Source organism: Allgaiera indica, assembly GCF_900106675.1.
Taxonomy (GTDB): Bacteria; Pseudomonadota; Alphaproteobacteria; order Rhodobacterales; family Rhodobacteraceae; genus Acidimangrovimonas; species Acidimangrovimonas indica.
Genome location: NZ_FNOB01000035.1, coordinates 1 through 24224, shown reverse-complemented (window position 1 = coordinate 24224; position 24224 = coordinate 1). Strand labels below are relative to the sequence as shown.

The window sequence follows — 24224 nt, the reverse complement described above, 5'->3', positions numbered from 1 at the left end:
GGACCGAAGCCCTAGAGAGCCGATATACAAGCTCATCAGTCGATTAAGACCAAACCGCCCGCATATCTCTTCAGATATTCGCTATGTCAAAGAGCTAACCAGCACACAAAAACAAGCCTGAAGCGCCACTTTACTTGGGGCGCGCCCGCCTGCCTAGCCTCCTGATTGTTCGCCGCGACCCGTTCCGCCGGTTTCCCGTTGGCGCCGGTCCGCGCCGCCCCGTTGCTTCCGCTTCGGTGAGGGGGTGTTTACGGTTGGGCGCAGCAGGCCGCAAGAGGAAAATTCACTCAACATGTGCTTTTTTTCGGGAAGCCCTTGTTTTGCTGGCCCTTCCGGTAGGCACGGCCACAAGTCGCGGCCCCGTGCCATGCGGTTTTTGGTGGACGGGCTGTTGATAACTTTGCCTCCCTGCCGCCCGCAGCGCCGCAAAGGCCGGAATCACCACCGAAATGGGCCGACTCGCCCCCGGTCCGGCCCGAATCGCGCCCCGAATCCCCTGCGCCGCCCCGAATCCCCGGACCCCGCCTCGCCTCGACCCGTCAGGCCCCGCCGCCTAGCGCCGCGCCGCGATCCGGGCCGCCATGACGCACAGGATCTCGAACATGATCGACACCCCCAGATAGGCCGTGCCGCCCGAGGGGTCGAAAGGCGGCGAGACCTCGACCAGATCCGCGCCGACGATATCGACGCCCTCAAGCAGCCGCGCCACGCTGAGCGCCTGCCAGGAATTGGGGCCGCCGACCTCGGGCGTGCCGGTGCCGGGCGCGAAGGCCGGGTCGACGAAGTCGATGTCATAGCTGACATAGGTCGCCCCCTGCCCGGCGATGGCGCGGGCCTCGGCCATCACGTCTTCCAGCGGACGGGCGTGGAATTCCTCGATCGGAATGATCCGGATGCCCACCGCCCGCGCGAAGTCGCGGTCCTCGCGGTCATAGGCGCTGCCGCGGATGCCGATCTGGACGACACGCCTGGGGTCCAGCAGCCCCTCTTCCACCGCGCGCCGGAAGGGGGTGCCGTGGGTAAACATCGTGCCGCCGAAATAGGAATGGAACAGGTCGGTATGGCTGTCGAAATGGATCATGCCCAGCGGCCCGTCCGCCGCCAGCGCCCGCAGGATCGGAAGCGAACACAGGTGATCGCCGCCGGCGGTCAGCGGCAGCACCCCCGCCTCGCGCACGCGCGCGTAGAAGGCGGTCATCCGCGCCAGGCTGTCTTGCAGGTCGGCGGGGTTCGGGCCGACATCGCCCAGATCCGCGACATTGGCGATCTCGAAGGGGCGGATACCGGTGATGCCGTTTTCGGCGCGGATCATGGTCGAGGCGTCGCGCATCTGGCGCGGCGCGTGGCGCGGCCCGGGGCGGTTGGTGGTGCCGCCGTCCCAGGGCGCGCCGATCAGGCCGATATCGACCTGGCCCAGCCGCGGATCGTCCAGCCCGACATGGGGCAGCCGCATGAAGGTGGGAATCCCGGCAAAGCGCGGCAGATCAAAGCCCGAGACCGGGCGGAAGGTCGGATCCACAGGAACCGGCATCGGCGTCTCCTTCGTTTTCCACTGTGTTTTTCCACTGTGTTAGGGGGCTGGGGCCGATCTGGGAAGGGAAAAGCTGGGGCGCGCCGCACTGGACACGGCCCCGGCCCGGGGCTAGGCATCGAAGCCAACGAAGGAGGCGTCATGTTCACCGGCATCATCACCGATCAGGGCCGCATTCTGGAAGTCGAGCAGCGCGGCGACCTGCGCGCCCGCATCGCCACCGGCTATGACATCGACACGATCGACATCGGCGCCTCGGTCGCCTGCGACGGGGTCTGTCTGACGGTGATCGCGCTCGGCGCCACGCCAGAACCCTGGTTCGACGTCGAGATCTCGGCCGAGAGCGTCTCGAAGACCAATATCGGCCGCAATGGCTGGGCCCCGGGCAAGCTGCTGAACCTGGAACGCGCCTTGAAGGTGGGCGACGAATTGGGCGGCCATATCGTCTCGGGCCATGTCGATGGGGTGGCCGAGATCATCGCCATGGCACCCGAGGGCGATTCCACCCGCTTCACCTTCCGCGCCCCTCAGGATCTGGCGCGCTTCATCGCGCCGAAAGGGTCGGTCGCGCTGAACGGCACCTCGCTGACGGTGAACGAGGTGGCGGGGCGCGATTTCGGCGTCAACATCATCCCCCATACCAAGCAGGTCACCACCTGGGGGGCGGCGCAGGTGGGCGATCCGGTCAACCTGGAGATCGACACAATGGCGCGCTATGTCGCGCGGCTTCGGGACTGGGCGTGAAACCCGTCGTCGCCCATTCGGTCGAGGCACCGGACGGGCTGCGCTGCGTCGACATCCTGCAAGGCAGCGCCGGAGGCTTCGCCCATGTCGAATGCCGCCTTGACCCCGGGGATGGGCACGGCTGGCGCCGCCTGGGTGCCCCCAGCCGGGGCGCGGGAGGGGCGGCCGAGGTGCTGGACGCCGCCCGGCGCGACATCGACCGGCTGGCGGGCAACGCATGAGCACGATCGGCCACAACGGCGGCCCGACGCTCGAGGGTGGCTACAGTTGGCGCCGCCATGCCTGGCGCCGCGCTCGGGCAGATCTGCTGCCCAATTCGCTGCCGGTCGAGGTGGTGCGAACGCGGGTACGCCGGGCAGCCGAACTGGGGCTCGATTACCGCACCTATGCCTCGGTCCGCGCGGCTTCGGGGCATGACGTGGTGGCGTTTCTGTTCTCATCGAACGCGCTGCGCCTGCTGGGACCCGCGCCGCGCCTTCCGGGCGACCGGGTCGAAAAGCTTTCCCGCCTGGCCGCCTGCGGACGCATCGCGCTGGCGCAGGCGCCGCTTGATCCCGCGCGGGTGATGATGGCCGCGCCGCAGCTTGACGCAGCCTATCCCGCGCCGGCCGCGCTTGCCGCCTGGCCCGAGGCCCGCGCCGCCCTGCGCGCGGCGCTGGACCCGCACAAGCTGCCGGGCGACCGGGTGGTGCTGGTGGGCGATCTCGGCCTCGAACGCGACTGGTCGGCGGCGGCGGGGCTTGCCTATTACCTGCCGGCCGATCGCTTCTTCGCGCAGTCGCCGGCGCCCTGATCCTTCCCGCGCCGCCATATGAGTATTTGGGCCAAGATGAAGGACCGGACAGGCGCCCTTCCTTTTCATCTTGGCAAAAATACTCCGCTCCCCGCGGGGTCCGCGCGCCGCGTCGGGCCGGGATGCACGCAAACTGTGCGCCAGGCCGGGGCCGCGCCGCCCACTCGGGGGATTTCCATTTCCGTCCCGCCGCGATAAGGCAAGGCCGCGCCGGATCGACGGTGCAGCAGCACGGCATTTCAAACGGCAGCGGGGCCAGACGGGCGATGAGCGAGAAAACCGAATATTCCGGCGTGATCTCGAGCGTCGAGGAAATCATCGAGGACGCGCGCAACGGCCGGATGTTCATCCTTGTCGATCACGAGGACCGCGAGAACGAGGGCGATCTGGTGATCCCCGCGCAGATGGCGACGCCCGAGGCGATCAACTTCATGGCCACCCATGGCCGCGGCCTGATCTGCCTGGCGCTGCCGGGCGCGCGGATCGACGCGCTGGGTCTGCCGCTGATGAGCGCCAAGAATTCCTCGCGCCACGAGACCGCCTTCACCCTGTCGATCGAGGCGCGCGAGGGCGTGACCACCGGCATCTCGGCCCATGACCGGGCGCGCACCGTGGCGGTGGCGATCGACCCGACCAAAGGCGCCGCCGATATCGCCACGCCCGGCCACGTCTTTCCGCTGCGCGCCCGCGAGGGCGGCGTGCTGGTGCGCGCGGGCCATACCGAGGCCGCGGTCGACGTCAGCCGCCTGGCGGGTCTCAATGCCTCGGGCGTGATCTGCGAGATCATGAACGAAGACGGCACCATGGCGAGGTTGCCCGATCTGATCGCCTTCGCACAGCGGCACGGGCTGAAGATCGGCACGATCAGCGACCTGATCGCCTATCGCCGGCGCCACGACAACCTGGTGCGGGTGACCTCGGAAAGCGTCGTGCGGTCCGAATTCGGCGGCGAATGGGCGCTGCGGATCTTCACCGACGAAACCCACGGCGCCGAGCATATCGCGCTGATCAAGGGCGACCTGACCGCGCCGGGGCCAACGCTGGTGCGGATGCACACGCTCGACCCCTTTCTTGACGTGGTCGGCACCGGCGGCCCGGGCCGCACCCGCGAATTCGGCGCCGCGATGCAACTGATCGCCGCCGAGGGCCGTGGCGCGCTGGTGCTCTTGCGCGACGTGACGATGAAACTGAGCGCCGATGACGCGGTCTCGCCCCAGACCCTGCGCCAATATGGCGTGGGCGCGCAGATCCTGTCGTCGCTGGGCGTGGCAGAGATCACCCTGCTCACCAATTCGCCCACCCCGCGCGTCGTGGGGCTGGATGCCTACGGGCTGTCGATCACCGGCACCCGCCCGATCCCGATGGAGTGAACCATGGCCGGATCCGAAACCCATTACACCCTGCCCCTGCCCGCCTTCGCCAAGCCCGTGAAGCTGTTGATCGTGGTGGCGCCCTATTACAAGGACATCGCCGACAATCTGGTCGCCGGTGCCCGCGCCGCGATCGAGGCCGTGGGCGGCACGCACGACCTGATCGAAGTGCCCGGCGCGCTGGAGATCCCGCCGGCGATCGCGCTGGCCGCGCGGCTGTCGAATTACGACGGCTATGTCGCGCTTGGCTGCGTGATCCGGGGCGAGACCACGCATTACGACACGGTCTGCAACGACAGCTCGCGCGGGCTGACGCTGCTGGGGCTGCAGGGCGCCTGCCTTGGCAACGGCATCCTCACGGTCGAGAACCGCACCCAGGCCGAGGTGCGCGCCGATCCCGCGGGCCAGAACAAGGGCAGCGGCGCGGCCGAGGCGGCGCTGCATCTGATCGCGCTGGCGCGGCGCTGGTCGGGCACGTCCCGGCCAATGGGCTTTCAGGCAGGGGACGAGATCAAGATGGCCGGCGGGACCGACACGGTATGACCAAGCCCGACAAGAAGCAGATGAAGGCGGCGGCGCGGCTTTACGCGGTTCAGGCGCTGTTTCAGATGGAACGCTCCGACCAGACGGTCGAGGCGGTCAGCCGCGAATTCCTCGACCACCGCTTCGGCGCCACCTATGAGGGCGACGAGATGGCCGAGGGCGACGCGGACCATTTCCGCGCCCTGATGGACGGGGCGGTGAACTGGCAGGCGCGAATCGACAAGATGACCGACCGCGCGCTGGTCGCGAAATGGCCGATCGCGCGGATCGACCCGGTTCTGCGGGCGCTGTTTCGCGCCGCCGGCGCCGAGCTGGTCGCGATGGACACCCCGCCCAAGGTGGTGATCAACGAATATGTCGATGTCGCGCGCGCCTTCTTTCCCGAGGGGCGCGAGGCGAAATTCGTCAATGCCGTGCTCGACCACATCGCCCGCGAGGCCCGCCCCGAGGCCTTCTGAACGGCACAAGACCGCCGATCCGGGGCGGCTGCGGCGATCTGCATCTGGGAATCGGCAAAAAACACATTACTATAGAAATGTGACGAAGGGAGGCCCACGATGCCGGAACTCATCCGCATGTATATCCGCAACGTCCTGATCGGCTGGGCGCTGGCCGCGGTCTTCGTGGCGCTGCTCATCGGGTTCAACATCGCCGGTCTCGGCCATCTCGTGCTTGAGACACGCGGCGGCTGGCTGGCCGCGGGGATGCTGTGGGTCGCCAATGCGGCGGTCTTCGCGGGGGTCCAGTTCGCCATTGCCGTGATGCGCATGGCCGAAGACGACGGCCCGCGGGGCGGCACCCGGCTGCGCCTGCCCCCCGGCACGCCGATCCCGGTTCGCGCCGAGGCCACCGCCCCGCGCAAGGCCGCCTTTCGGCGGCGCTAAGCCCCTGGGCCAGCCCGAGGGCGCGGCCAGGCCGAAGCAGACGGCGCGGCGCGACCTGTCCATTCACGACCTGTCCATTCACATCGGGCCGTCCATTTCCTTCGGACCCGGACCCTTCGATTTCTTGCAATGATGTCAGCGCGCCGGGCCGAGGGCCCCGGCATCCGGCGCATGCCTGTCTGGATCGCGCCCTGCCCGCGACGGCCCGGGGTCGCGCGCCGTCGGCACGCTCCCCGCCGGCGGGCGGCGCCGACATCTTCGACGACCGGCATCTTCGAACAGGGGGATGGGATGGCGGGCCCGCGGCAACCGTGAAGGCGCTGTTTTCCCGAGAGCCTGGTTTAACCAGGTGGGCGCCAGATACCGAGGCCACGGCCCCGGCAGAGCCAGCTCCCTCGGAATTGCTTATCGGCCACTGGAAAATCGGCCTTGCACGAGAGGGGCAGAACCCGCCATCGCCCAAGATAGGTCTGCGCCGCGCGCGCGACAAGGGCGCGCGGGCCGGCGGGTGAATTATTCGCCAAGCTCACGCCTGCGTGATAGCATGCCCCCCGCGAACGGGAAAACGGGGCCGCGCGCGCCCCGGGGGGGATACATGAAGGGATTGGCATTTGCCTTCGTGCTGTCGGCGGCAGCCTATCTGACGATCGGCATGATCTGGGGCATCGGCATGGGGATCCAGGAGGATTTCACCATGGCGCCGGCACACGCGCATCTGAACCTGGTGGGCGGCGTGCTGATGGCCCTTTTCGGCCTGTATTACCACGCGGTGCCGGCCGCCGCCGCGACCGGGCTGGCAAAGCTGCATTTCGCCCTGTCGACGCTTGGCTCCTGGATCTTTCCGGCCGGAATCGCGATCGCCCAGCACGGGCCGCATGGCGTGGCGATCGTCGGATCCTTCCTGGTGCTGGCCGCGATGGTGGTATTCGTGATCGTGGTGCTGCGCAACCGCGCCTGACCACGACCGGACCGGACGGGGCCAAGCCGAAACGGCGCCTCGGGGCTTGATTTATGTTCATCATTTGTTCATGCTTTTGAGCATGAGGTCAGATTTCTTTTCCGATACGGTCGCCGCCCCCGACCCGGCGGCGCAGCCGGGGCAGTTGCTGGCGCGCGGGGTCTGCCGCGCGCTTCTGGGGCATGATTTCGTGCCGATGGTCGAAATGGTGCCCGCACCGGGGCTTCGGGTCGACGTGATGGCGCTTGGTCCAAAGGGCGAGATCTGGATCGTGGAATGCAAATCCTGCCGCGCCGATTTCACCTCGGACAGGAAATGGCGCGGATACCTGGCCTATTGCGATCGCTTCTTCTGGGCGGTGGATACGGATTTCCCGCAAGAGCTGCTGCCTGCCGAGTCCGGCCTGATCCTTGCCGATGGATACGGCGCCGAGATCCTGCGCTGGCCTGAATGCCGGGCGCTGCCGGCGGCGCGGCGCAAGGTGGTGACGCGGGCCTTCGCCCGACAATCGGCACGGCAATTGCGGGCGTTGCGCGACCCGGGCCCGGGCACGCGGCGCTAGCTTCGGCGCGACCGCCCGGCACCCTTGGGGCCCGGACGCTCGGCCGAACGCCCCCCCGAGCGCCCCTCCGAGCGCGCCGCTGCCTTGTCGGCCTTTTTCGCGGCCTCGCCCCTGCCCGCTCCGGTCCGGTCGCCGGCGCCGCGGGCCAGCTTCGCCGCGGCCAGCAACTCTTCCGCTATCTCCTCGGCTTCCTCGGGTTCGAAATCGAGCGGCAGATCCATGCCCTCGGCCTCGACATAGATCCGCACCATCCCGAGCGTCGTCGGCCCGATCTGCAAATTCGCGGCGATGTCGCTTTCCTTGTCGATACTCATGCTGCGCCCTCCGGTCGCCTTCCGCCTAAACCGCAATCGACCGCGCCGCAAGAGGCGCGGCCATCCCCCCGCCCGGCGGAGTGGCGCGCAATTCCTGCGGCGCGGGCGCGCGCGCTCTTGACCCGCACGGCAGGTTCCGCTTCTAACGACGACGCAACCATTGCGCGGGGTCAAGGAGAAAGCGATGTTCAGCAAATCGGAGACCGGCACGACGCCCCCAGCCGGGGCGCCAGAGATTCACCCAACCCGTCTTGCCCAGGATCTCAAGATCACCGGCAACCTCAAGGCCGCAGGCTCCGTCGAGGTGCTGGGCGTGGTCGAGGGCGATATCGAGGCGGGCAAGCTGATCATCGGCGCCGAGGGCCGGGTGAACGGCAAGGTGCGGGCCGAGATCGTCGACGTGATGGGAAAGATCGATGGCTCGATTTCCTGCCGGAACCTCACGCTGCGCTCGTCGGCCGGCGCGCGGGTGCAGGTCAGCTATGAAAGCCTGACCATCGAAAGCGGCGCCGATGTCGAGGGCAAGTTCAAGCAGGCGAAGTCGCGCTAGGGGGTCGCGGCCGGGGCGGCGGCCGGGCGATCCGGCGGGATCGAATAGGTCATGGTCGCCCGCGCCACCGGTGCCTCCATGCCTGCCGAAAAGATCAGCACGTCGCCCACCGCCAGCGCCCGGCCCAGCTTCAGCAGGCGGGTTTCGGCGATCAGGTCGGCATGTGCCGCCGGCTTGCGCATGAAATCCATCGAGCAATTCGTCGTGACCGCCAAAGCCTTCGGCCCGATCATCGCCAGCAGCGCGAAATAGACAGCGACATCGGCCAACGCGAACATCGACGGCCCCGACACCGTGCCGCCGGGGCGCAGGTGCCGTTCAGCAACCTTCAGGCGCACCCTCACCCGCATCGGCGCCACCTCTTCCACCGCAAAGTCCTGATGGACCTGCGGGAAGGCCTCCTTGCAGAACGCTTCCAGGGCCGGCCCGTCCATCACGATGTCACGCATCTCTTTCCCTCTGCTCTTGCCCGCCCTACAGTTCGGCGAAAGCGAAAGGATTGGCAAGATGAGCGATGATATCCTGCTGCGCGAAGATCGCGGGGCGGTCGCGGTGCTGACACTGAACCGCGCCGCTGCGCTCAATCCATTGTCCGACGCGATGTTGGCTGCCTTGAAATCGGCATTCACGGCGCTTCAGGGCGACCGCGCTATCAAGGCGGTGGTGCTGCGCGGCGCCGGCAAGGCCTTCTGCGCCGGCCATGACCTGAAGGAGATGCAGGCCGGCCGCCAGGCCGAGGATGGGGGCCGTGCCTATTTCGCCGATCTCTTCGCGCGCTGCGCCGAGGTGATGCAGATGATCCCGCGCCTGCCGCAACCGGTGATCGCGGCGCCGCACGGCATCGCCACCGCGGCGGGCTGCCAGTTGGTGGCCAGCTGCGATCTGGCGGTGGCGGCCGAGGGCACGCGCTTTGGCGTGAACGGGGTGAATATCGGCCTCTTCTGCTCGACGCCGATGGTGGCGCTGTCGCGCAATGTGCCGCGCAAGCAGGCCTTCGAGATGCTGACCACCGGCGCCTTCATCGACTGCGACCGCGCCGAGCGCCTGGGCCTGATCAACCGCGCCGTGCCAGAGGCCCAGTTGGAGTCCGCCGCGCTGGAACTGGCGCAGACGATCGCGGGCAAGCTGGGCGCGGCGGTGAAGATCGGCAAGCGCGCCTTCTACGAACAGATCGAGATGGGGCTGGCCCAGGCCTATGAACATACCGCGGCGGTGATGGTGGAAAACATGCTCTGGCGCGATACCGACGAAGGCATCACCGCCTTCATCGAAAAGCGCAAACCCGTATGGCAGCAATAGCCCCCGCCCGAACACGGCAGGCCCGGCTCGACAGAAGCGCCCCCCGGACGTTGACGCCCCGGCGTTAACGCCTTAGCCATTTCAATATCATCTGCCCCGGGCGCGCAACGTCCGGCCACCTGGGAGGAGCCAGCATGACCACCACCAACCGCCGCGCCGTTCTGGCGGGTCTGGGCGCCGCGACGGCGGCGCCTTTCATCCTGCCCCGCCGCGCCCGTGCCGCCGGCACGCCGATCAAGGTCGGCATCCTGCATTTCACCTCGCACGCCCCGGCGATGATCGCCAAGGCGCGCGGCTATTTCGCCGACCAGGGCTTCGACGTCAGCTTCGTCGGCTTCCAGGCCGCGCAGCCGATGGCCGTGGCGATCGCCTCGGGCGATGTCGATTTCGGCATGACCGCGATCTCGGGCGGCCTGGTCAGCCTGGCGCAGAAGGGCGCGGTGAAGATCATCGGCGGCGCCCTGCAGGAACACAAGGGCATCGAGGGCCAGAAGATCCTGGCCTCGAAAAAGGCCTATGACGCCGGGCTGAAGACGCCCGAGGACCTGAAGGGGCATTCCTTCGGGCTGACCTCGGCGGGGTCGTCCTTCAACTACATGGCCGATATGATCGCCAGGAAGGCGGGCTTCCCATCCTCCGACATCCGCTTCGTGCCGCTACAGAAGGTGCCGGCGATCATTGCGTCTTTGAAATCCGGCCAGATCGACGCCTGGTCAATCGTGCCCAACATCGCCGATGCGCTGGCAAAAGGCGGCAGCGTGGTCGAGATCGGCAAGATCTCGGATTATATCCCCGATTATCAGGTCACCACCGTGTTCACCTCGGCCAAGAATGCCGACCATAAGCCCGAGGTCGTGAAACGCTACCTTGCCGCGCTGTCGAAGGGGATCGACGATTACAACAACGCGCTGGTCTACAAGAAGGCCGACGCCAAGGAGGTGGACGAGGTCGTCAAGATCATCCACGAATACGTCTATTCCTCGATGCCGCTGGAAAAGGCCGCGCCGCGCATCCAGCACGGCGCGATGCTGGTGAACCCGGGCGCGGCGATCACCATGTCTTCGGTGAGAAGCCAGCTTGAATGGCTTCAGGGCGCCAACATGGCCCCCAAGGACGTGACGATGGATCAATTGGTCAAGTCAGGCTACGTCAAGGAACTCTGACGCCCCCCGGGCGTCGCCGGTGGGGGCTTTGCGGCCCCTGCCACATCGGGACAGACAGATGCGCATCATCCTCGACCGGATCAGCCATTCCTACGCCGACACCGAGGTGCTGCGCGACATCTCCTTCGACCTGCGCGCGGGAGAGATCGTCTCGATCATCGGTCCCTCGGGATGCGGGAAATCCACGCTGCTGCGCATGATCGGCGGGCTGGAACGCCCAGGTGCGGGGCAAGTGCTGATTTCGGGGCCGGCGCCCGAGGGTTGTCTCAATCCGCTGACCTATATCTTCCAGGACTTCGCGCTGCTGCCCTGGCGCACGGTGGAAGGCAACGTCAGCCTGGTGCTGGAGGATCACGGGATCCGGGGCGCCCGCGCGCGCGAGGTGATCGCGGACGTGCTGGCGCGCACCAAGCTGTCGGATTTCCGCCGCGCCTGGCCAAGGCAGCTTTCGGGCGGGATGAAGCAGCGCGTGGCGATCGCCCGGGCGCTTGCCGTGCGCCCTGCGGTGATGCTGATGGACGAACCCCTTTCCGCGCTGGACAGCCAGACGCGCGAATTGCTGATGGACGACCTGGTCGAACTGTGGACCCGCACCCCCTTCACCGCGGCCTATGTCACCCACAACCTGGCCGAAGCCGTGCGCCTGGGCCACCGCATCGTGGTGCTCAGCCGCCGCCCGGGCCGCATCCGCGAGGTGGTGGACATCGACATGCCGCTGGCCGAACGCCCCGCCCGCATGGCCGAACTGGAGCCCCTGCAACGCAGCCTGTGGGAGATGATGCGCGACGAGGCCGCCGCCGCCGACCGGGAACTGGCCCATGCCTGACAGCCCCCTGCCCGAACCGCGGCCCGGCTCTGCGATCGAGATCCCCCAGGACGCCCGCCCGGTCCCGTTCCGCGGCGGCGGCTTCCAGCATCGCCGCCATCCGTTCCTTGCGCCGGTCGTTCTGCTGATCCTGCTGGTGCTCTGGCAGATCGGATCTGCCACCGGCTTCATCAGCCCGATCGCCATGCCCGCGCCACGGGACGTGCTGATCGCCTTTCGCGACCTGATCGTCACCGGCACGCTTTGGACCAACCTTTCCGTCAGCCTTTATCGCCTGCTGACCGGCTGGCTGCTGGGTGCGGTGCTGGGGATCAGCGTGGGCCTGATCATCGGCCTTCTCAGCCAGGCCCGGGCGGCCGCCCTGCCGATCGTATCGGCGCTGTTTCCGATCCCCAAGATCGCGCTTCTGCCGCTGTTCATCATCTGGCTCGGCATTGGCGAGGGATCGAAGGTGGCGACCATCCTGTTCGGCACCTTCTTTCCCACGGTCATTTCCACCTATGCCGGCGTCGACGCGGTGGACCGCGGGCTGATCCGCATGGGACAGTCGTTCGGGCTCAAATGGTCGTCGATCGTGCGCAAGATCATCATCCCGGGCGCGATGCCCGGAATCCTTTCGGGGTTTCGCATCTCGTTCTCGATCGCGATCGTGCTGCTGGTCGCGGCCGAGATGATCGGCGCCCAGCACGGGATCGGCGCCTATATCCTGATGGCGGGCTCGATCTTCAACCTCGGCGAATTGTTCGCCGGGGTCATCATCCTGTCGTCGATCGGCCTGACAGGCAGTTGGCTGATCGGCCTTGCGGAACGGCGCCTTCTGGATTGGCGCGCATAACGGAGACCACCATGATCCTATGCTGCGGAGAAGCCCTGATCGACATGATCCCGACCGCCACGGTGGCGGGCCCCGAGGGCTTCGTCCCCCATGCCGGCGGCGCGATCTTCAACACCGCCGTGGCGCTGGGGCGACTGGAGATCCCGGTGGCGATGCTGACCGGGCTTTCGACGGATCTGTTCGGGCAAAAGCTGCGCCGGGCGCTGGCGGCCTCGAATGTCGCGACCGATCTGGCGATCACCTCTGACCGGCCCACGACGCTGGCCTTCGTCGAGCTTCGGGACGGCCATGCAACCTATCACTTCTACGACGAAAACTCTGCCGGGCGGATGATCCAAGAGGCCGAGTTGCCGGCGCTGCCCGACGATGTCGAGGCGCTCTATTTCGGCGGCATCTCGCTGCCGGTCGAGCCTTGCGGCGACACCTACGCGGCGCTGTGCGCGCGCGAGGGTCAAGCCCGCGCGGTGATGATCGACCCCAACATCCGCCCCGGCTTCATCCGCGACGCCGGGCGTTTTCGCGCGCGGCTGGGCCGGATGCTGGCCCTGGCCGATATCGTCAAGGTGTCGGACGAGGATCTGGCCTGGCTGATCCCTGGCGCGCGCGCCGATGCCGAAGGACTGGCGGCGCTGGCGGCGGAGGGGCCGAAGATCGTGGTGGTGACGCGCGGGGCACAGGGCGCGATCGCGCGGCTGCCGTCGGGGCGGATCGTCTCTGTCCCGTCGCGGCGCGCGACAGTCGTCGATACCGTGGGCGCGGGCGATACGTTCAACGCGGGCCTTTTGGCGCGGCTGTCGGAGCTGGGCAAGCTGACGAAACCCGCGCTGGCGGCGCTGGAGGCGGAGGCGTTGGAAGAGGCGCTGGCCTTTGGCGCCCGGGTCGCCGCCGTGACCGTTTCGCGCGCCGGGGCCAACCCGCCCTGGCGGCACGAGCTTGCCCAGGCCGCGGGCGTATTTGGGGAACAATGAAAGGGCTTAGCTACCGCGCTTGAGATCGCGCAGCACCACGTTGGTTTCGGCGCTGCGCACGGCGGGAAGGCGAAAGAGGAACTCTTCCAGGAAGCGGTTGTAGGCCTCGATATCGGCGCAGCGCACCCGCAGGTGGTAGTCGGCCTGGCCGGTGGTGGCGAAGCATTCCTCGATCTCGCGGCGCGCGGCGATCCCGGCCAGGAAGGCCTTCAGACGCTCGGGGTCGTGGCGGATCAGTTGGACATGGACGATGGCGTGAAATCCAAGCCCCATGCGGGCGGGGTTGAGCCGCGCGCCATAGCCCTCGATGATCCCGGCATCCTCGAACGCCTTGACGCGGCGCCAGAGCGCCGAAGTGGACATGCCCACCCGCTCTGCCAGATCGGCATTCGAGATGCGGCTGTCGCGCGCAAGATGGGCAAGGATCGCCCGGTCCTTATCATCCAGGTTCATGCGAACTTCGATACCGCATTTGCCCATCTTTGTGAAACATGAATTCGGAAGATCGTCGATGGTCGGGAGCCATCGGGATAATATTTCGGACTTCACGGGTTACGCTTTCGCCAAGACCTTCATCGCAGGAGATCCCGATGACCGTTCCGCGCCCCCACCTCGCCCCCTATCAGCTGGAAGACCGCTACACCCGCACCGAGGGTCGGGTGTTCCTGACCGGCACCCAGGCGCTGGTGCGCATCCTTTTGGATCAGGCGCGGCGCGACCGGGCGGCGGGGCTGAACACCGCCGGTTTCGTTTCGGGGTATCGCGGCTCGCCGCTGGGGGCCGTGGATCTGGAGATGTGGCGCGCCGCGAAACGGCTGGAGGCGGCCAGGATCACCTTCATGCCGGCTGTGAACGAGGATCTGGGCGCCACCGCCGTGCTGGGTGCGCAGCAGGCCGTTCTGGACCCCGATTGCGAGGTCGAGGGGATTTTCTCGATGTGGTACGGCAAGGGGCCGGGGATTGATCGTTCGGGCGACGCGCTGCGCCATGGCAACGCCTATGGCTCCTCGCCGAAGGGGGGCGTGCTGGTGGTGGCGGGCGACGATCACGGCTGTGTCTCGTCGTCGATGCCGCATCAGTCGGACGTGGCCTTCATGACCTGGTTCATGCCGACACTGAACCCCGCGGATGTCGGAGAATACCTTAGCTTCGGCGAATACGGTCTTGCCCTGTCACGATTTTCCGGCACCTGGGTGGGATTCAAGGCAATCTCGGAAACCGTGGAATCCGGCCGCTCGGTCGAGTTGCCCCCCGACCGCGCCTTCACCCTTCCCCAGATCGAACTGCCCCCCGGCGGCCTGCATGTCCGCCCCGCCGATCTGCCCAGCGCCGAGATCGAGACCCGCATCGGCCACAAGCTGCGCGCCGTCGAGGCCTTCGTCGAGGCCAACCCGATCGACCGGCGGATCTATGACATCGCGCAGGCAAGTTATGGCTTCGTCACCACCGGCAAGGGCCATCTGGATCTGATGGAGGCGCTGCGCCTGCTGGGGCTGGACGAGGCCGCCTGTCGCCGTCTGGGCATCGACATCTACAAGGTCGGCATGGTCTGGCCGCTGGCCCGCCGCGCGGCGCTGGACTTCGTCAAGGACAAGCGCGAGGTCCTGGTCATCGAGGAAAAGCGCGGCATCATCGAAAGCCAGTTCAAGGAATATTTCTACGACTGGCCCGGCCACAAGCCCGAAAAGATGGTGGGCAAGCACGACGCCGCCGCCACCCGCGATCTGGTGCCCTGGACCGGAGAGCTTTCGCCGCTGATCCTTGCCCCGATCATCGCCGAGCGGCTGGACGCGTTCTTTCCGGACGAAAACCTGCCCGCCCGGGCTGCCGCGCTGTGCGAAAAGGCGGTGCCGGTCCTGTCCGTGCCCGGCGCCACCCGCACGCCCTATTTCTGCTCGGGCTGCCCGCACAACACCAGCACCCGCGTGCCGAAGGGCAGCAAGGCGGCCAGCGGCATCGGCTGTCATGTGATGGCGTCGTGGATGGGGCGCGACACCGACGGCTATGCCCAGATGGGCGGCGAAGGGGTGCCCTGGGTCGTGGCGTCGAAATACAACGGCGGCAAGCACCAGTTCCAGAACCTCGGCGAAGGAACCTGGTATCATTCCGGCAGCCTGGCGATCCGCCAGGCGGTGGCGGCGCACACCAACATCACCTTCAAGATCCTCTACAACGACGCCGTGGCGATGACCGGCGGCCAGCCCGTGGACGGGCCGATCAGCGTGCAGGGCATCGCCCAGACCAGCCGCGCCGAGGGGGTGGACCGGATCGCGCTGGTCAGCGACGACATCACCAAGTTCCGGCGCGCCGATTTCCCGCCCGGCACCAGTTTCCACGACCGCGCCGATCTGGACGCCGTGCAGCGCGAGTTGCGCGAGGTGAAGGGCGTGTCGGTGCTGATCTACGAACAGACCTGCGCCACCGAAAAGCGCCGCCGCCGCAAGCGCGGCACCCTGCCCGACCCGGCGAAATTCGCCGTCATCAACGAAGCCGTCTGCGAAGGCTGCGGCGATTGCTCGATCGCCTCGAACTGCCTGTCGGTCGAGCCGGTGGAAACCGAATTCGGCCGCAAGCGGCGCATCAACCAAAGCAGCTGCAACAAGGATTTCTCCTGCCTGGGCGGCTTCTGCCCCAGCTTCGTCACCGTCGAGGGCGGCCGGCGCCGGCGCCGCACCGGGGCCGAGATCGACCTGCCCGCGCTGAAGGTCGACCTGCCCGCGCCCGAGATCCCCGCGATATCGGCGCCCTACGATCTGCTGGTCACCGGCGTCGGCGGCACCGGCGTGGTGACGGTCGGCGCATTGATCACCATGGCCGCGCATCTGGAAGGGCTGGGGGCAAGCGTGCTGGACTTCACCGGTTTCGCCCAGAAATTCGGCACCGTGCTTAGCTATATCCGCCTGGCGTCGGGCCCCGAGGCGCTGAACCAGGTGCGCATCGAAACCGGCGCGGCCGATGCGGTGATCGGCTGCGACGCGGTGGTCAGTTCCTCGCCCAAGGCGTCCGCGCATTACCGGGCGGGCACGCGGATGGTGCTGAACACCGCCGCGATGCCGACCGGCGATCTGGTGCTGAACCGCGACGCCGACCTGAAGATCCCGGCGCGCGAAGCCGCGATCGGGGCCGCGATCGGGGCGGAAAACCTGGCCGCCTTCGATGCCAACGCCCTGGCCGAGCGGTTCATGGGCGAGGCCGTCTTCGCCAATGTGATGATGCTGGGCTATGCGTGGCAGAATGGGTTGGTGCCGCTGTCCGAGGCCGCGCTGAAGCAGGCGATCGCCCTGAACGGCGTCGCGATCGAGGCCAATGCCCGCGCCTTCGATCTGGGCCGCGTGATGGCCGCACGACCCGAGGCGCTGGCCCCCCCGCCCCCCGCGCCCGTCGCCGCGCTCGACGCGCTGATCGACAATCGCGCCGCCTTCCTGACCGACTATCACGACGAAACCCTCGCCCGCCGTTTCCGCGACAAGATCACCGCCCTGCGCGCCCGCGCCGATGAGGATTGCGCCCGCGCGGCGGCGCATTCGCTGTTCAAGCTGATGGCGGTGAAGGATGAATATGAGGTCGCCCGGCTGCAGACGGATCCGGCCTTCATCCGGCAATTGGCGGATCAGTTCGAGGGCGATTTCACCCTGTCCTATCATTTCGCGCCGCCGGTGCTGCCGCTTGGCCGCGACGCGCGCGGACGGCCGAAGAAGCGCCGCTTCGGCCCCTGGATCGCGCCGCTGCTGCGCGGCCTGGCGCGGGCCCGTCGCCTGCGCGGCAGCTGGGCCGATCCGTTCCGCTTTTCGGCCGACCGGCGGCTGGACCGGGACCTGCTGGCGTGGTTCGAGGAACTGCTGGACCGGGCAGCGCGCGATTACCGGCCCCAGGACAAGGCGCTATGGACCGAGGTCCTGGGCGCGCCCGACGGCATTCGCGGCTACGGTCCGGTCCGCGAAGAGGCCGCGCGCAAGGTACGCGCCGCAGTCGCCGGGCGGCTGGCGGGACGCGGCTAGCCGCTGGTGGGGCTTGGGCGTTTCGGGCGTCGGGCAGCGATGGCGGCACCCAGCACGATCAGCACCGCCGCCGCGAGGATGCCCCAGCGCATCGGGGTAATCCCGGCCGCGATCAGCAGCAGGGTCGATGCCAGCGGCGTCAGATAGGACAGCGCGCCGAGCAGCGCCATATGTCCGTGTTTCGTGGCATGATCCCAGGCCAGGAAGGCCACCCCCACCGGGCCCAGACCCAGCAGCACCACCGCCGCCCATTGCGCGGGGCTGGGCGTCAGCGTCGGCTCCAGCGCCAGATGCACCGCACCGCCGGCCAGCGCGACCAGCCCGCAGACCCCGCCGATCATGCCGCTGGGCAACGCCCGGAAGCGGCGGTTGGCGACCGAATAGACCGACCAGACCAGCGCGCAGCCCGCCGCCGCCGCATATCCCGCCCAGGCCCCCGGCTGCGCGGACGGCAGGGGGGCCGCCCCGCCCGGCCCCAGCACCACGAAAACCGTGCCCGCAAAACCCAACGCGGCGCCGACCAGATGCCGAGGCGCAAAGCCCCGCCCCGCCGCCCCCGCCGACAGCAACACGATCAGCAGCGGCCAAAGATAGGCGATCAGGCTGGCCTGCGCCGCCGGCGCCAGGCTGAGCGCGGTGAAGTAAAGCGCATGATAGGCGAAAATGCCGGCAAAGGCGAAAACCCACGCCGCCACGGGCTGGCGCCAGCTGCGCAACCCGGCGGGGCCGCGGCGCAGCACCACGGCGCCATTGGCCACGAAGGCCACCCCGAAGCTAAGCGACAAAAGCTCGAACGGCGGCAGGGGCGCGGCGCGGCGGGTCAGCAGCGCCAGCGCCGACCAGCAGGCGATGGCGATGATGCCGATCGCCGTCGCGCGCGCCATTGTGGCGGGCGACGCGGCAAGAGCGGCGGTATCGGGAACATTTGTCATCGCGGGCGGAATCGGGAACGGATCATCACGCGTCAGGCTAGGCCGGCGGGCGGGCGCGGTCTTTGGCCCACCCTGCCGATCGCTGTACCGATCCTGCCAATCAGCGCCGGGCGCGATCGCGGCGATAGGCGCCGGGCGTGACGCCCAATTGCCGCTTCAGCGCCCGAGTCAGCGCGCTTTGATCGGCATATCCCGCCAGATGCGCGATCTCGGCGATGGACAGCGTGGAGCGGTCCAGCAGATCCAGCGCGCGCGCCGCCCGGCGGCGGGCCAGATAGGCATGCGGCGTGGTGCCCAGGCCGGCGCGAAACAGCCGGTGCAGGCCGCGTTCGCTGATGCCGGCGGCGCGGGCGATCCGGGCCACCGTCAGCGGCGTCCCGAGATGGGCCTCGATATGCGCCTGCGCCCGTGCCAGGGCGCCCGAGGGCGCCTGCGGCGTCCCCGGCGCGGCGGTGGCGATCAGCAGCGCGACCCAGGCGGCGGGGTCCGGCAGGCGCAGATCGCGAAAGCCCTGGGCATAGGCGATCAACTGATCAAGCGCCGGTGTCAGCGGAAAGAAAAGCGTCTGCGCCAGGCGATCAAGCGCGCCCGCGCCGCGCGTCTGTGCCGGATCGCGCGGCAGATCGAGGATCAGGAAATCCTGTGCGCCGCGGGCCTCGAACGAATGTACGGCCCCGGCCGGGATGAAGGCCGCGTGCTGGCGGCCAAGCAGGCCCTCGCGGCCGCCGATCTCGATCTGCATCTCGCCGGCGCGCGGCAGGACGACCTGATGAAAGGCATGGCGGTGCCGGGCCAGGCCTTCGCCGTAGCGGCGGGTTTCGAGACGGGGCAAGGGCGCGTGCATCATGGCCGGATCTGGCCACCCTGCCCCGCCGCCGTCAAGTGGGACCTACCCTTCGGCGCCGACGCCGAAATAGGCCCGCCGCACCGCATCGCTGCTTTCCAGCTCGGCCCGCGTGCCGGACACCGCCATCTTGCCGTGATCCATCAGATAGCCCCGGTCGGCCAGTTCCAGAAAGGCGATGTTCTGCTCGGCGATCAGCAATGAGGTGCCACCGCCGATCACCCCCTTCAGCGTCTCGATCACCTGGGTGACAAAGACCGGCGCCAGGCCCGACGACGGTTCGTCCATGAAGATCATCTCGGCCCCCGACATCAGCGCCTTGGCAAGCCCCAGCATCTTGCGCTGCCCGCCCGAGAGCGACCCCGCCGCACTGCGCCGTTTCTGCGCCAGCGCCGGAAACATCTGATACATCGCCTCGGCCCTGCGCCGCGCCTCGGCGTTCGAGGCGCCATAGGCGCCCAGGCGCAGGTTTTCCGCGATCGACAGCGTCGGGAAGACGCCGAGTTCCGACATATAGGCCATGCCGCGGCGGATGCGCGCGTCGGGACCAAGACCGGTGACGTCCTCGCCCGCCAGCCGGATCGCGCCGCCGCGGCAGGGCTGCAACCCCACCAGCGTGCGCAGAAGCGTGGTCTTGCCCGCCCCGTTCACGCCCAGCAGCAGCACCGTCTCGCCCTTGTTGACCACCATGTCGCAGCCCCAAAGCACCTGCACGGCGCCATAGCCGGCCTCGACCTTGTCGACTTCCAGCAAAGCGCTCATGCCGCACCTCCGAAAAAGGCTGTGACCACTTCGGGATCGTGCGAGGCATCCCCCAGGCTGCCCTCGAAGATGATCTTTCCCGCCGACAGCACGATCACGCGCGAAGTCAGCTTGTTGAGGAATTCCATCAGATGCTCGACCACGATCATCGAGATGCCGCGTGCCGCGATCCGCTTCAGCAGATCCGCGATCCCCGTCAGCTCTGCCGGGTTCAGCCCGGCGCCGATCTCGTCCACCAGCAGCAGCTTCGGCCCCGTGGCCAGCGCCCGGCCCAGATCCAGCATCTTCTGCTGGTTGGCGGTCAGCGAGGCGGCGGGCGCGGCCTCCATCCCCGACAGGCCGATATCTTCGAGGATTGCCGGAATATCGGCGTCATGGCCGCTGAAATGCGCCGCCACCTCGATGTTTTCGCGCACCGACATCGAGATGAAGCATTTCGGCACCTGAAACGAGCGGTTGATCCCCAGCTTCACCCGCGCATGGGGCGTCAGGCGCTGGATCTCGGCGCCGTCGAAGCGGATCGTGCCGGCCTCGGGCTGATGCACGCCCGAGATCAGGTTGATGACCGAGGTCTTGCCCGACCCGTTCGGCCCGACAAGGCCCAGGATCTCTCCGGGTTTCAATTCGAAGTTCACGTCGGTCAGGACCTGAAAGCCGCCGAAGCTTTTGGCGACATTCGTCAGCGCCAGGATCGGTTCAGAAGACATTGATGCCCCTCCGCGTCAGCAGCGACAGGATGCCCTCGGGCAGGAACATTACCAGCCCGACGATCAGGACGCCGTAGATCAGCTGGAAATATTGCGGCTCGGAAATTCCGATGGCGTTGTAAAGCGCGTAAAGCAGCCCCGCGCCGATGATCGGGCCCAGCACCGTGCCGACCCCGCCAAACAGCGCGAAGACGATGGCGAAGACCGAGATCTCCAGCGTGAACACCGCATCGGGGTAGAAGACCGACAGGTTCCAGGCGTAAAGCGCCCCCGCCAGCCCCGCCACCGCGGCCGAGGTCAGCCACGCCAGCAGGCGCATCCGCACCACCGGGATCGCCGACATCTCGGCGCTGACCGGGTCGTCGGCCATCGCCTTCAGCCCCTGCCCGAAGCGCGAGCGGCGGAAGAATGTGGCGATCAGCGTGACCCCGACCACCAGCATCACCATCGCCGCGTAGCTGGCGGTGGGGTTGTAGACCTGGTCGATCTTCACACCGTAGGGGCCGCCGGTGATGTCTTGCATGTTGGGGTTGCCGATCACGATGAACAGGATCTGCGACGCCGCCAGGTTGGCGATCGAGAAATAGGCCCCCGACAGCCGCAGAAGCGGCCCCAGCACCACGGCGACAACCATCGAGGCAACGGGCCCCGCGGCGATCGCCAGGGCGATGGGCAGGTGCAATTTCATCACCAGCAGCGCCGTCGCATAGGCGCCGGTGCCGAAGAAGCCGACATAGCCGAAGGGCAGATAGCCGGTGAAGCCGTAAAGCAGGTTCAGCCCCTGGGCCAGGACGATGTAGGTCATCATCATGAACAAGAGCGAGCTGTTGTTGTAGAGCGTGGGCGCGAAGCCGAAGACCAGCGCCAGGACCGCCGCGGTGATGACCCCCGCACGCGCGCGTTTGAACCAGGTCTCACGCATTGCGTACCGCCTTTCCGAACAGGCCCTGCGGGCGCAGCAACACGATCACGACCAGCAGCACATAGGGCACCAGATCCGACCAGGAGGCATAGAACGTCTGCATCAGCATCGAGCCGACCCCGAACACCAGCCCACCAAAGAGCGTGCCGACCGGATTGCCGAGCGAGCCGATGATCAGGATCGCGAAGGAGGTGGTGGTCAGGTTGTTGCCGATGCCCGGCGCGACCGAGCCCTGCAGATAGGGCACGAAGACCCCCGCCGCGCCGGCCAGCGCCAGGCCGATGACGAAGGCGATGGCGGAAACCCGGTCGACGGCGATGCCGGTCGCGAAGGCCTCGTCGCGGTTGGCCATGATCGCGCGGGTGGCAAAACCCAGCCGGGTGCGCGTCAGATAGAGCCACAGCCCCATGATCGCCAGTATCGCGACCCCGGCCGCGACCCACCAGCTGTCGGGGAAGGCCTGGCCCAGCACCGAGATCGTGCCGCCACCTAGCGCTTCGTCGGGCAGGCTGCGCTGATCGGGGCCGAACCCCAGCGAGATAATCGCGTCGATGATCTGCGCCAGCCCGAAAAACAGGATGAACGACAGCATCTCGGGATCGCGCGAGCGTTGCAGCCCCGGCACCACCGCGTAATACAGCGGAAAGCCGATCACCACCGCGCCCAGCGCCGCCAGCGGCAGCCCCCAAAGCGGGTTCAACCCCAGCGAGGTCGACAGCCAATAAGCGCCGAAGCCGCCGAGGATGACGAATTCTCCATGCGCCAGGTTGATGATCCGCATCACCCCGAAGATCAGGTTCAACCCGACCGCGACGAGACCGAAGAATATGCCGTAGAGGACACCCCCCACGATCGCATATTCCAAGAGCGCTTGCATTGGCGCCTCCCTGAGTAAGAAGACGGCCCGAAACACTTCGGGCCGCCCTTATCGTATGGTTGATCGGGCCTCAGCCCTGGGGCGCCGGATAGATCGCGTCGCCGGTCTTGTGGCTGGCCGGATAGACGACCACGGTCTTCAGGCTACCGTCCTTCTGCGGCTGGAACTGCGCGACCGGCAGCCGCTGTCCCAGCTGGGCGCCGGTGGGCGAAAGCTTGTAGGCCCCAAGCACCGTCGTGATCTTGCCCGACATGCCAAGCAGCGCCTTGTGCAGGTCGGTCTGGGTGAATTGCGGCGCGGTGCCCATCGCCTTGGCCATCAGGATGCCCGCGTTGTAGCCGCCGGCATTGACGAAGTTCGCCTCGGCGCCGTCATGCGTCTTGCCCCAGGCCTTCAGGAACTGGTCGGTGTTCATCCCGAGGTTCACCTTCTCGTACTTGATCATCGGCGGGGCCGGGTACGAATAGGTGTATTTCAGCGCGTCCTTGCCGACGTTCTTTTCCATCAGCTGCTTGAACTGGCCCGGGAAGATCGTGAACACGAAGGGGAAGTGCAGCCCCGAGGATTTCAGCGACTTCAGGAAGGCCACGTCATTGGGCAGATAGCCCAGCTCGATCAGCGCCTGAGGCCGGGCGGCGGCGGCCGAATGCAGCAGCACGGTATAGTTGCGCTCGCCCGTGGGCACGGCGTGGTCGAAAACCGGGGTGATGCCGACCTTCTTGAACTCGGCCTTCAGCGTATCGGCCTGCGAGCCGTCGAAATCGTTCGAGCCATAGATGATGCCGATCTTCTTGATGTGCTCTTGCTCAAGGAACTTCGCCAGCGGCATCGGCCAGACCGCCGAGGACGGGATCGAGACGTCGGCCAGGTAGTCGGTCTTTTCCTTGAAGAAACCCGCCGAGGACCCGGTCGGGTCGATCAGCAGCATCTTGTGCTCCTTCGCCAGCGGGATCGCGACCGAAGTCAGCACCGAGCCGAAATCGGCAACCACCAGATCCACCTTGTCCTGCGTGATCAGCTGGTTGTAGAGCGTGGTCGCCGTCGAGGTCGAGCTTTGGTCGTCATAGGCGACGATCTTGACGGGGATCTTCTTGCCATAGGCCTTGACATAGACGCCACCCTCGGCGTTGACGCGCTTGGCCCAGAATTCCAGGCCCTTGTACTGCGCCTGCGAGGCGACGGCGAAATTGCCCGAGCCGGCATAGAGCGTGCCGATCTTGATGACGCTGGGCGCGTTCGCGGCGCTTGCGGCGCCGGCCGCGCTCAGCGCCGCCGCAGCCATCGCCGCCGCGAGCCGAAATTGCTTCAGTTTCATGGATATCCCTCCCATTCTTCCACCCGGAACCAGGCCGACAGCGCGGTTCGCGGATGGAACATTGCGAATGCAGTTGTGCGGCGCAGTCATAGGGCACGTTCAAGTTCCAAAACGAGCGGCACGAGACTCAAATGTGCTCATAAAACCGTGATGCGCCGCGATCATGAGCGCCGGCGCGCGCATGATTTTTCCGCCGGTGCCGAAAACCCATCAATGCCAGGCCCGCCGCCGATATCACGGCTTCGTGTCGTGGCAATATCCTTGCGCGCGCACCTCCGAAATGACGCTGCCTCAAATTCATGCATATGCGCAACGAAGCCGCCTAAACGGTTGCCATAGCGCGGATTTTTCTAGGCAGGGGCTTATGCGCGGGCCGACTCACCCGTTGCGGATAGCCCGATCCGTTCGCAGAAAGCATGCGGCGGTCGCAAGTGACCTGCCCCTATTTTCAGGGCCACTCGTAAGTCGAGTTTGTTCTGCATTTGTGTGCCATCATTCGGCGGCGTGAGCAATGGGCGCAGGCGCGG

Annotated in this window: 26 protein-coding genes and 1 pseudogene; 16 read left to right on the top strand and 11 right to left on the bottom strand. The window is 67.3% G+C overall.

Translation table 11 applies throughout. The features are described 5' to 3' along the window. Window positions 1-553: 553 nt before the first annotated feature. The gene (locus BLV97_RS19345) at window positions 554-1531 is read right to left on the bottom strand and encodes an agmatinase (RefSeq protein ID WP_035840377.1); all 978 of its coding nucleotides are present in this window, start codon (window positions 1529-1531) and stop codon (window positions 554-556) included. Window positions 1532-1672: 141 nt separating this feature from the next. Here BLV97_RS19345 and BLV97_RS19340 point away from each other — a divergent pair, with 141 nt between their 5' ends. From BLV97_RS19340 to BLV97_RS19300, 9 genes are all read left to right on the top strand, one after another. Then, window positions 1673-2275, top strand: coding sequence for a riboflavin synthase (locus BLV97_RS19340; protein WP_035840374.1), 603 nt, complete (start codon window positions 1673-1675; stop codon window positions 2273-2275). Continuing rightward, a complete protein-coding gene (locus BLV97_RS19335; protein WP_035840371.1) occupies window positions 2272-2496 on the top strand; it encodes a hypothetical protein in 225 nt (74 codons plus the stop codon). Before BLV97_RS19340 ends, BLV97_RS19335 begins: the two co-directional genes overlap by 4 nt. Beyond that, window positions 2493-3068, top strand: a complete 576-nt coding sequence (locus BLV97_RS19330; protein WP_035840368.1) for a hypothetical protein — start codon at window positions 2493-2495, stop codon at window positions 3066-3068. Before BLV97_RS19335 ends, BLV97_RS19330 begins: the two co-directional genes overlap by 4 nt. 266 nt (window positions 3069-3334) lie before the next feature. Beyond that, the gene (ribB, locus tag BLV97_RS19325) at window positions 3335-4438 is read left to right on the top strand and encodes a 3,4-dihydroxy-2-butanone-4-phosphate synthase (RefSeq protein ID WP_035840366.1); all 1104 of its coding nucleotides are present in this window, start codon (window positions 3335-3337) and stop codon (window positions 4436-4438) included. A gap of 3 nt (window positions 4439-4441) precedes the next feature. Further along, window positions 4442-4981, top strand: a complete 540-nt coding sequence (locus tag BLV97_RS19320) for a 6,7-dimethyl-8-ribityllumazine synthase (protein ID WP_035840364.1) — start codon at window positions 4442-4444, stop codon at window positions 4979-4981. After that, complete coding sequence (gene nusB, locus BLV97_RS19315) at window positions 4978-5439, top strand: transcription antitermination factor NusB (protein WP_035840361.1); 462 nt, start codon at window positions 4978-4980, stop codon at window positions 5437-5439. Before BLV97_RS19320 ends, nusB begins: the two co-directional genes overlap by 4 nt. Window positions 5440-5538: 99 nt before the next feature. Continuing rightward, complete coding sequence (locus BLV97_RS19310) at window positions 5539-5865, top strand: hypothetical protein (protein ID WP_035840358.1); 327 nt, start codon at window positions 5539-5541, stop codon at window positions 5863-5865. A gap of 595 nt (window positions 5866-6460) precedes the next feature. Then, window positions 6461-6823, top strand: a complete 363-nt coding sequence (locus tag BLV97_RS19305) for a hypothetical protein (protein ID WP_035840355.1) — start codon at window positions 6461-6463, stop codon at window positions 6821-6823. An 82-nt stretch (window positions 6824-6905) separates the two neighbouring features. Continuing rightward, window positions 6906-7385, top strand: coding sequence for an MmcB family DNA repair protein (locus tag BLV97_RS19300; RefSeq protein WP_035840352.1), 480 nt, complete (start codon window positions 6906-6908; stop codon window positions 7383-7385). Between the two features lie 92 nt (window positions 7386-7477). On the opposite strand, the pseudogene BLV97_RS21675 reads toward BLV97_RS19300, so the two are convergent. Beyond that, window positions 7478-7699, bottom strand: a pseudogene (locus BLV97_RS21675) (DUF6324 family protein); the annotation flags it as partial. A gap of 184 nt (window positions 7700-7883) precedes the next feature. Here BLV97_RS21675 and BLV97_RS19290 point away from each other — a divergent pair. Then, window positions 7884-8249: a bactofilin family protein gene (locus tag BLV97_RS19290; protein WP_051645938.1), complete on the top strand. Its 366-nt coding sequence runs from the start codon at window positions 7884-7886 to the stop codon at window positions 8247-8249. On the opposite strand, the gene BLV97_RS19285 is transcribed toward BLV97_RS19290, so the two are convergent. After that, window positions 8246-8698, bottom strand: coding sequence for a PaaI family thioesterase (locus BLV97_RS19285; RefSeq protein ID WP_244521070.1), 453 nt, complete (start codon window positions 8696-8698; stop codon window positions 8246-8248). The genes BLV97_RS19290 and BLV97_RS19285 overlap by 4 nt on opposite strands. Before the next feature lie 58 nt (window positions 8699-8756). Here BLV97_RS19285 and BLV97_RS19280 point away from each other — a divergent pair, with 58 nt between their 5' ends. The 5 genes from BLV97_RS19280 (at window position 8757) to BLV97_RS19260 (ending at window position 13340) form a co-directional block, all read left to right on the top strand. Beyond that, window positions 8757-9548, top strand: a complete 792-nt coding sequence (locus tag BLV97_RS19280; protein ID WP_035840332.1) for an enoyl-CoA hydratase — start codon at window positions 8757-8759, stop codon at window positions 9546-9548. 134 nt (window positions 9549-9682) lie between these two features. Beyond that, window positions 9683-10711 (top strand): ABC transporter substrate-binding protein, encoded by a 1029-nt coding sequence (locus BLV97_RS19275; protein WP_035840329.1) that lies wholly within the window; start codon window positions 9683-9685, stop codon window positions 10709-10711. A gap of 58 nt (window positions 10712-10769) precedes the next feature. Continuing rightward, complete coding sequence (locus tag BLV97_RS19270) at window positions 10770-11537, top strand: ABC transporter ATP-binding protein (protein WP_035840327.1); 768 nt, start codon at window positions 10770-10772, stop codon at window positions 11535-11537. Next, window positions 11530-12372, top strand: coding sequence for an ABC transporter permease (locus tag BLV97_RS19265; protein WP_051645937.1), 843 nt, complete (start codon window positions 11530-11532; stop codon window positions 12370-12372). The genes BLV97_RS19270 and BLV97_RS19265 overlap by 8 nt, the downstream gene beginning before the upstream one ends. 11 nt (window positions 12373-12383) lie before the next feature. After that, complete coding sequence (locus BLV97_RS19260; protein WP_035840325.1) at window positions 12384-13340, top strand: carbohydrate kinase family protein; 957 nt, start codon at window positions 12384-12386, stop codon at window positions 13338-13340. A 6-nt stretch (window positions 13341-13346) separates the two neighbouring features. On the opposite strand, the gene BLV97_RS19255 is transcribed toward BLV97_RS19260, so the two are convergent. Further along, window positions 13347-13793: an Lrp/AsnC family transcriptional regulator gene (locus BLV97_RS19255; protein WP_081824963.1), complete on the bottom strand. Its 447-nt coding sequence runs from the start codon at window positions 13791-13793 to the stop codon at window positions 13347-13349. A gap of 137 nt (window positions 13794-13930) precedes the next feature. Between BLV97_RS19255 and BLV97_RS19250 the strand changes: the two genes are divergently transcribed. Further along, window positions 13931-17338, top strand: a complete 3408-nt coding sequence (locus BLV97_RS19250; protein WP_035840321.1) for an indolepyruvate ferredoxin oxidoreductase family protein — start codon at window positions 13931-13933, stop codon at window positions 17336-17338. Here the strand turns inward: BLV97_RS19250 and BLV97_RS19245 are convergent. From BLV97_RS19245 to BLV97_RS19215, 7 genes are all read right to left on the bottom strand, one after another. Continuing rightward, window positions 17335-18270 carry a DMT family transporter gene (locus BLV97_RS19245; RefSeq protein ID WP_035840319.1) on the bottom strand — a complete coding sequence of 312 codons (936 nt, stop codon included), beginning with the start codon at window positions 18268-18270 and terminating at the stop codon, window positions 17335-17337. The genes BLV97_RS19250 and BLV97_RS19245 overlap by 4 nt on opposite strands. A 100-nt stretch (window positions 18271-18370) precedes the next feature. Beyond that, window positions 18371-19117, bottom strand: coding sequence for an AraC family transcriptional regulator (locus BLV97_RS19240; RefSeq protein ID WP_051645936.1), 747 nt, complete (start codon window positions 19115-19117; stop codon window positions 18371-18373). Between the two features lie 42 nt (window positions 19118-19159). After that, a complete protein-coding gene (locus tag BLV97_RS19235; RefSeq protein WP_035840317.1) occupies window positions 19160-19876 on the bottom strand; it encodes an ABC transporter ATP-binding protein in 717 nt (238 codons plus the stop codon). Then, complete coding sequence (locus BLV97_RS19230) at window positions 19873-20583, bottom strand: ABC transporter ATP-binding protein (RefSeq protein ID WP_035840315.1); 711 nt, start codon at window positions 20581-20583, stop codon at window positions 19873-19875. Before BLV97_RS19230 ends, BLV97_RS19235 begins: the two co-directional genes overlap by 4 nt. Continuing rightward, the gene (locus BLV97_RS19225) at window positions 20573-21505 is read right to left on the bottom strand and encodes a branched-chain amino acid ABC transporter permease (RefSeq protein ID WP_051645935.1); all 933 of its coding nucleotides are present in this window, start codon (window positions 21503-21505) and stop codon (window positions 20573-20575) included. Before BLV97_RS19225 ends, BLV97_RS19230 begins: the two co-directional genes overlap by 11 nt. Next, entirely contained in the window at window positions 21498-22382 is an 885-nt protein-coding gene (locus tag BLV97_RS19220) for a branched-chain amino acid ABC transporter permease (RefSeq protein WP_035840312.1), read from the bottom strand. Before BLV97_RS19220 ends, BLV97_RS19225 begins: the two co-directional genes overlap by 8 nt. Before the next feature lie 70 nt (window positions 22383-22452). Further along, window positions 22453-23697, bottom strand: coding sequence for an amino acid ABC transporter substrate-binding protein (locus tag BLV97_RS19215; RefSeq protein WP_081824962.1), 1245 nt, complete (start codon window positions 23695-23697; stop codon window positions 22453-22455). Window positions 23698-24224 lie beyond the last annotated feature (527 nt).

Excerpts from the sequence above, each read along its gene's own strand:
- BLV97_RS19245 (WP_035840319.1), bottom strand. The coding sequence starts at position 18,270 with ATGACAAATGTTCCCGATACCGCCGCTCTTGCCGCGTCGCCCGCCACA.
- BLV97_RS19255 (WP_081824963.1), bottom strand. The coding sequence starts at position 13,793 with ATGAACCTGGATGATAAGGACCGGGCGATCCTTGCCCATCTTGCGCGC.
- BLV97_RS19220 (WP_035840312.1), bottom strand. The coding sequence starts at position 22,382 with ATGCAAGCGCTCTTGGAATATGCGATCGTGGGGGGTGTCCTCTACGGC.
- BLV97_RS19270 (WP_035840327.1), top strand. The coding sequence starts at position 10,770 with ATGCGCATCATCCTCGACCGGATCAGCCATTCCTACGCCGACACCGAG.
- BLV97_RS19260 (WP_035840325.1), top strand. The coding sequence starts at position 12,384 with ATGATCCTATGCTGCGGAGAAGCCCTGATCGACATGATCCCGACCGCC.
- BLV97_RS19310 (WP_035840358.1), top strand. The coding sequence starts at position 5,539 with ATGCCGGAACTCATCCGCATGTATATCCGCAACGTCCTGATCGGCTGG.
- ribB (WP_035840366.1), top strand. The coding sequence starts at position 3,335 with ATGAGCGAGAAAACCGAATATTCCGGCGTGATCTCGAGCGTCGAGGAA.
- BLV97_RS19330 (WP_035840368.1), top strand. The coding sequence starts at position 2,493 with ATGAGCACGATCGGCCACAACGGCGGCCCGACGCTCGAGGGTGGCTAC.
- BLV97_RS19275 (WP_035840329.1), top strand. The coding sequence starts at position 9,683 with ATGACCACCACCAACCGCCGCGCCGTTCTGGCGGGTCTGGGCGCCGCG.
- BLV97_RS19265 (WP_051645937.1), top strand. The coding sequence starts at position 11,530 with ATGCCTGACAGCCCCCTGCCCGAACCGCGGCCCGGCTCTGCGATCGAG.
- BLV97_RS19215 (WP_081824962.1), bottom strand. The coding sequence starts at position 23,697 with ATGAAACTGAAGCAATTTCGGCTCGCGGCGGCGATGGCTGCGGCGGCG.
- BLV97_RS19305 (WP_035840355.1), top strand. The coding sequence starts at position 6,461 with ATGAAGGGATTGGCATTTGCCTTCGTGCTGTCGGCGGCAGCCTATCTG.
- BLV97_RS19285 (WP_244521070.1), bottom strand. The coding sequence starts at position 8,698 with ATGCGTGACATCGTGATGGACGGGCCGGCCCTGGAAGCGTTCTGCAAG.
- BLV97_RS19290 (WP_051645938.1), top strand. The coding sequence starts at position 7,884 with ATGTTCAGCAAATCGGAGACCGGCACGACGCCCCCAGCCGGGGCGCCA.
- nusB (WP_035840361.1), top strand. The coding sequence starts at position 4,978 with ATGACCAAGCCCGACAAGAAGCAGATGAAGGCGGCGGCGCGGCTTTAC.
- BLV97_RS19250 (WP_035840321.1), top strand. The coding sequence starts at position 13,931 with ATGACCGTTCCGCGCCCCCACCTCGCCCCCTATCAGCTGGAAGACCGC.
- BLV97_RS19235 (WP_035840317.1), bottom strand. The coding sequence starts at position 19,876 with ATGAGCGCTTTGCTGGAAGTCGACAAGGTCGAGGCCGGCTATGGCGCC.
- BLV97_RS19240 (WP_051645936.1), bottom strand. The coding sequence starts at position 19,117 with ATGATGCACGCGCCCTTGCCCCGTCTCGAAACCCGCCGCTACGGCGAA.
- BLV97_RS19345 (WP_035840377.1), bottom strand. The coding sequence starts at position 1,531 with ATGCCGGTTCCTGTGGATCCGACCTTCCGCCCGGTCTCGGGCTTTGAT.
- BLV97_RS19280 (WP_035840332.1), top strand. The coding sequence starts at position 8,757 with ATGAGCGATGATATCCTGCTGCGCGAAGATCGCGGGGCGGTCGCGGTG.
- BLV97_RS19300 (WP_035840352.1), top strand. The coding sequence starts at position 6,906 with ATGAGGTCAGATTTCTTTTCCGATACGGTCGCCGCCCCCGACCCGGCG.
- BLV97_RS19230 (WP_035840315.1), bottom strand. The coding sequence starts at position 20,583 with ATGTCTTCTGAACCGATCCTGGCGCTGACGAATGTCGCCAAAAGCTTC.
- BLV97_RS19225 (WP_051645935.1), bottom strand. The coding sequence starts at position 21,505 with ATGCGTGAGACCTGGTTCAAACGCGCGCGTGCGGGGGTCATCACCGCG.
- BLV97_RS19320 (WP_035840364.1), top strand. The coding sequence starts at position 4,442 with ATGGCCGGATCCGAAACCCATTACACCCTGCCCCTGCCCGCCTTCGCC.
- BLV97_RS19340 (WP_035840374.1), top strand. The coding sequence starts at position 1,673 with ATGTTCACCGGCATCATCACCGATCAGGGCCGCATTCTGGAAGTCGAG.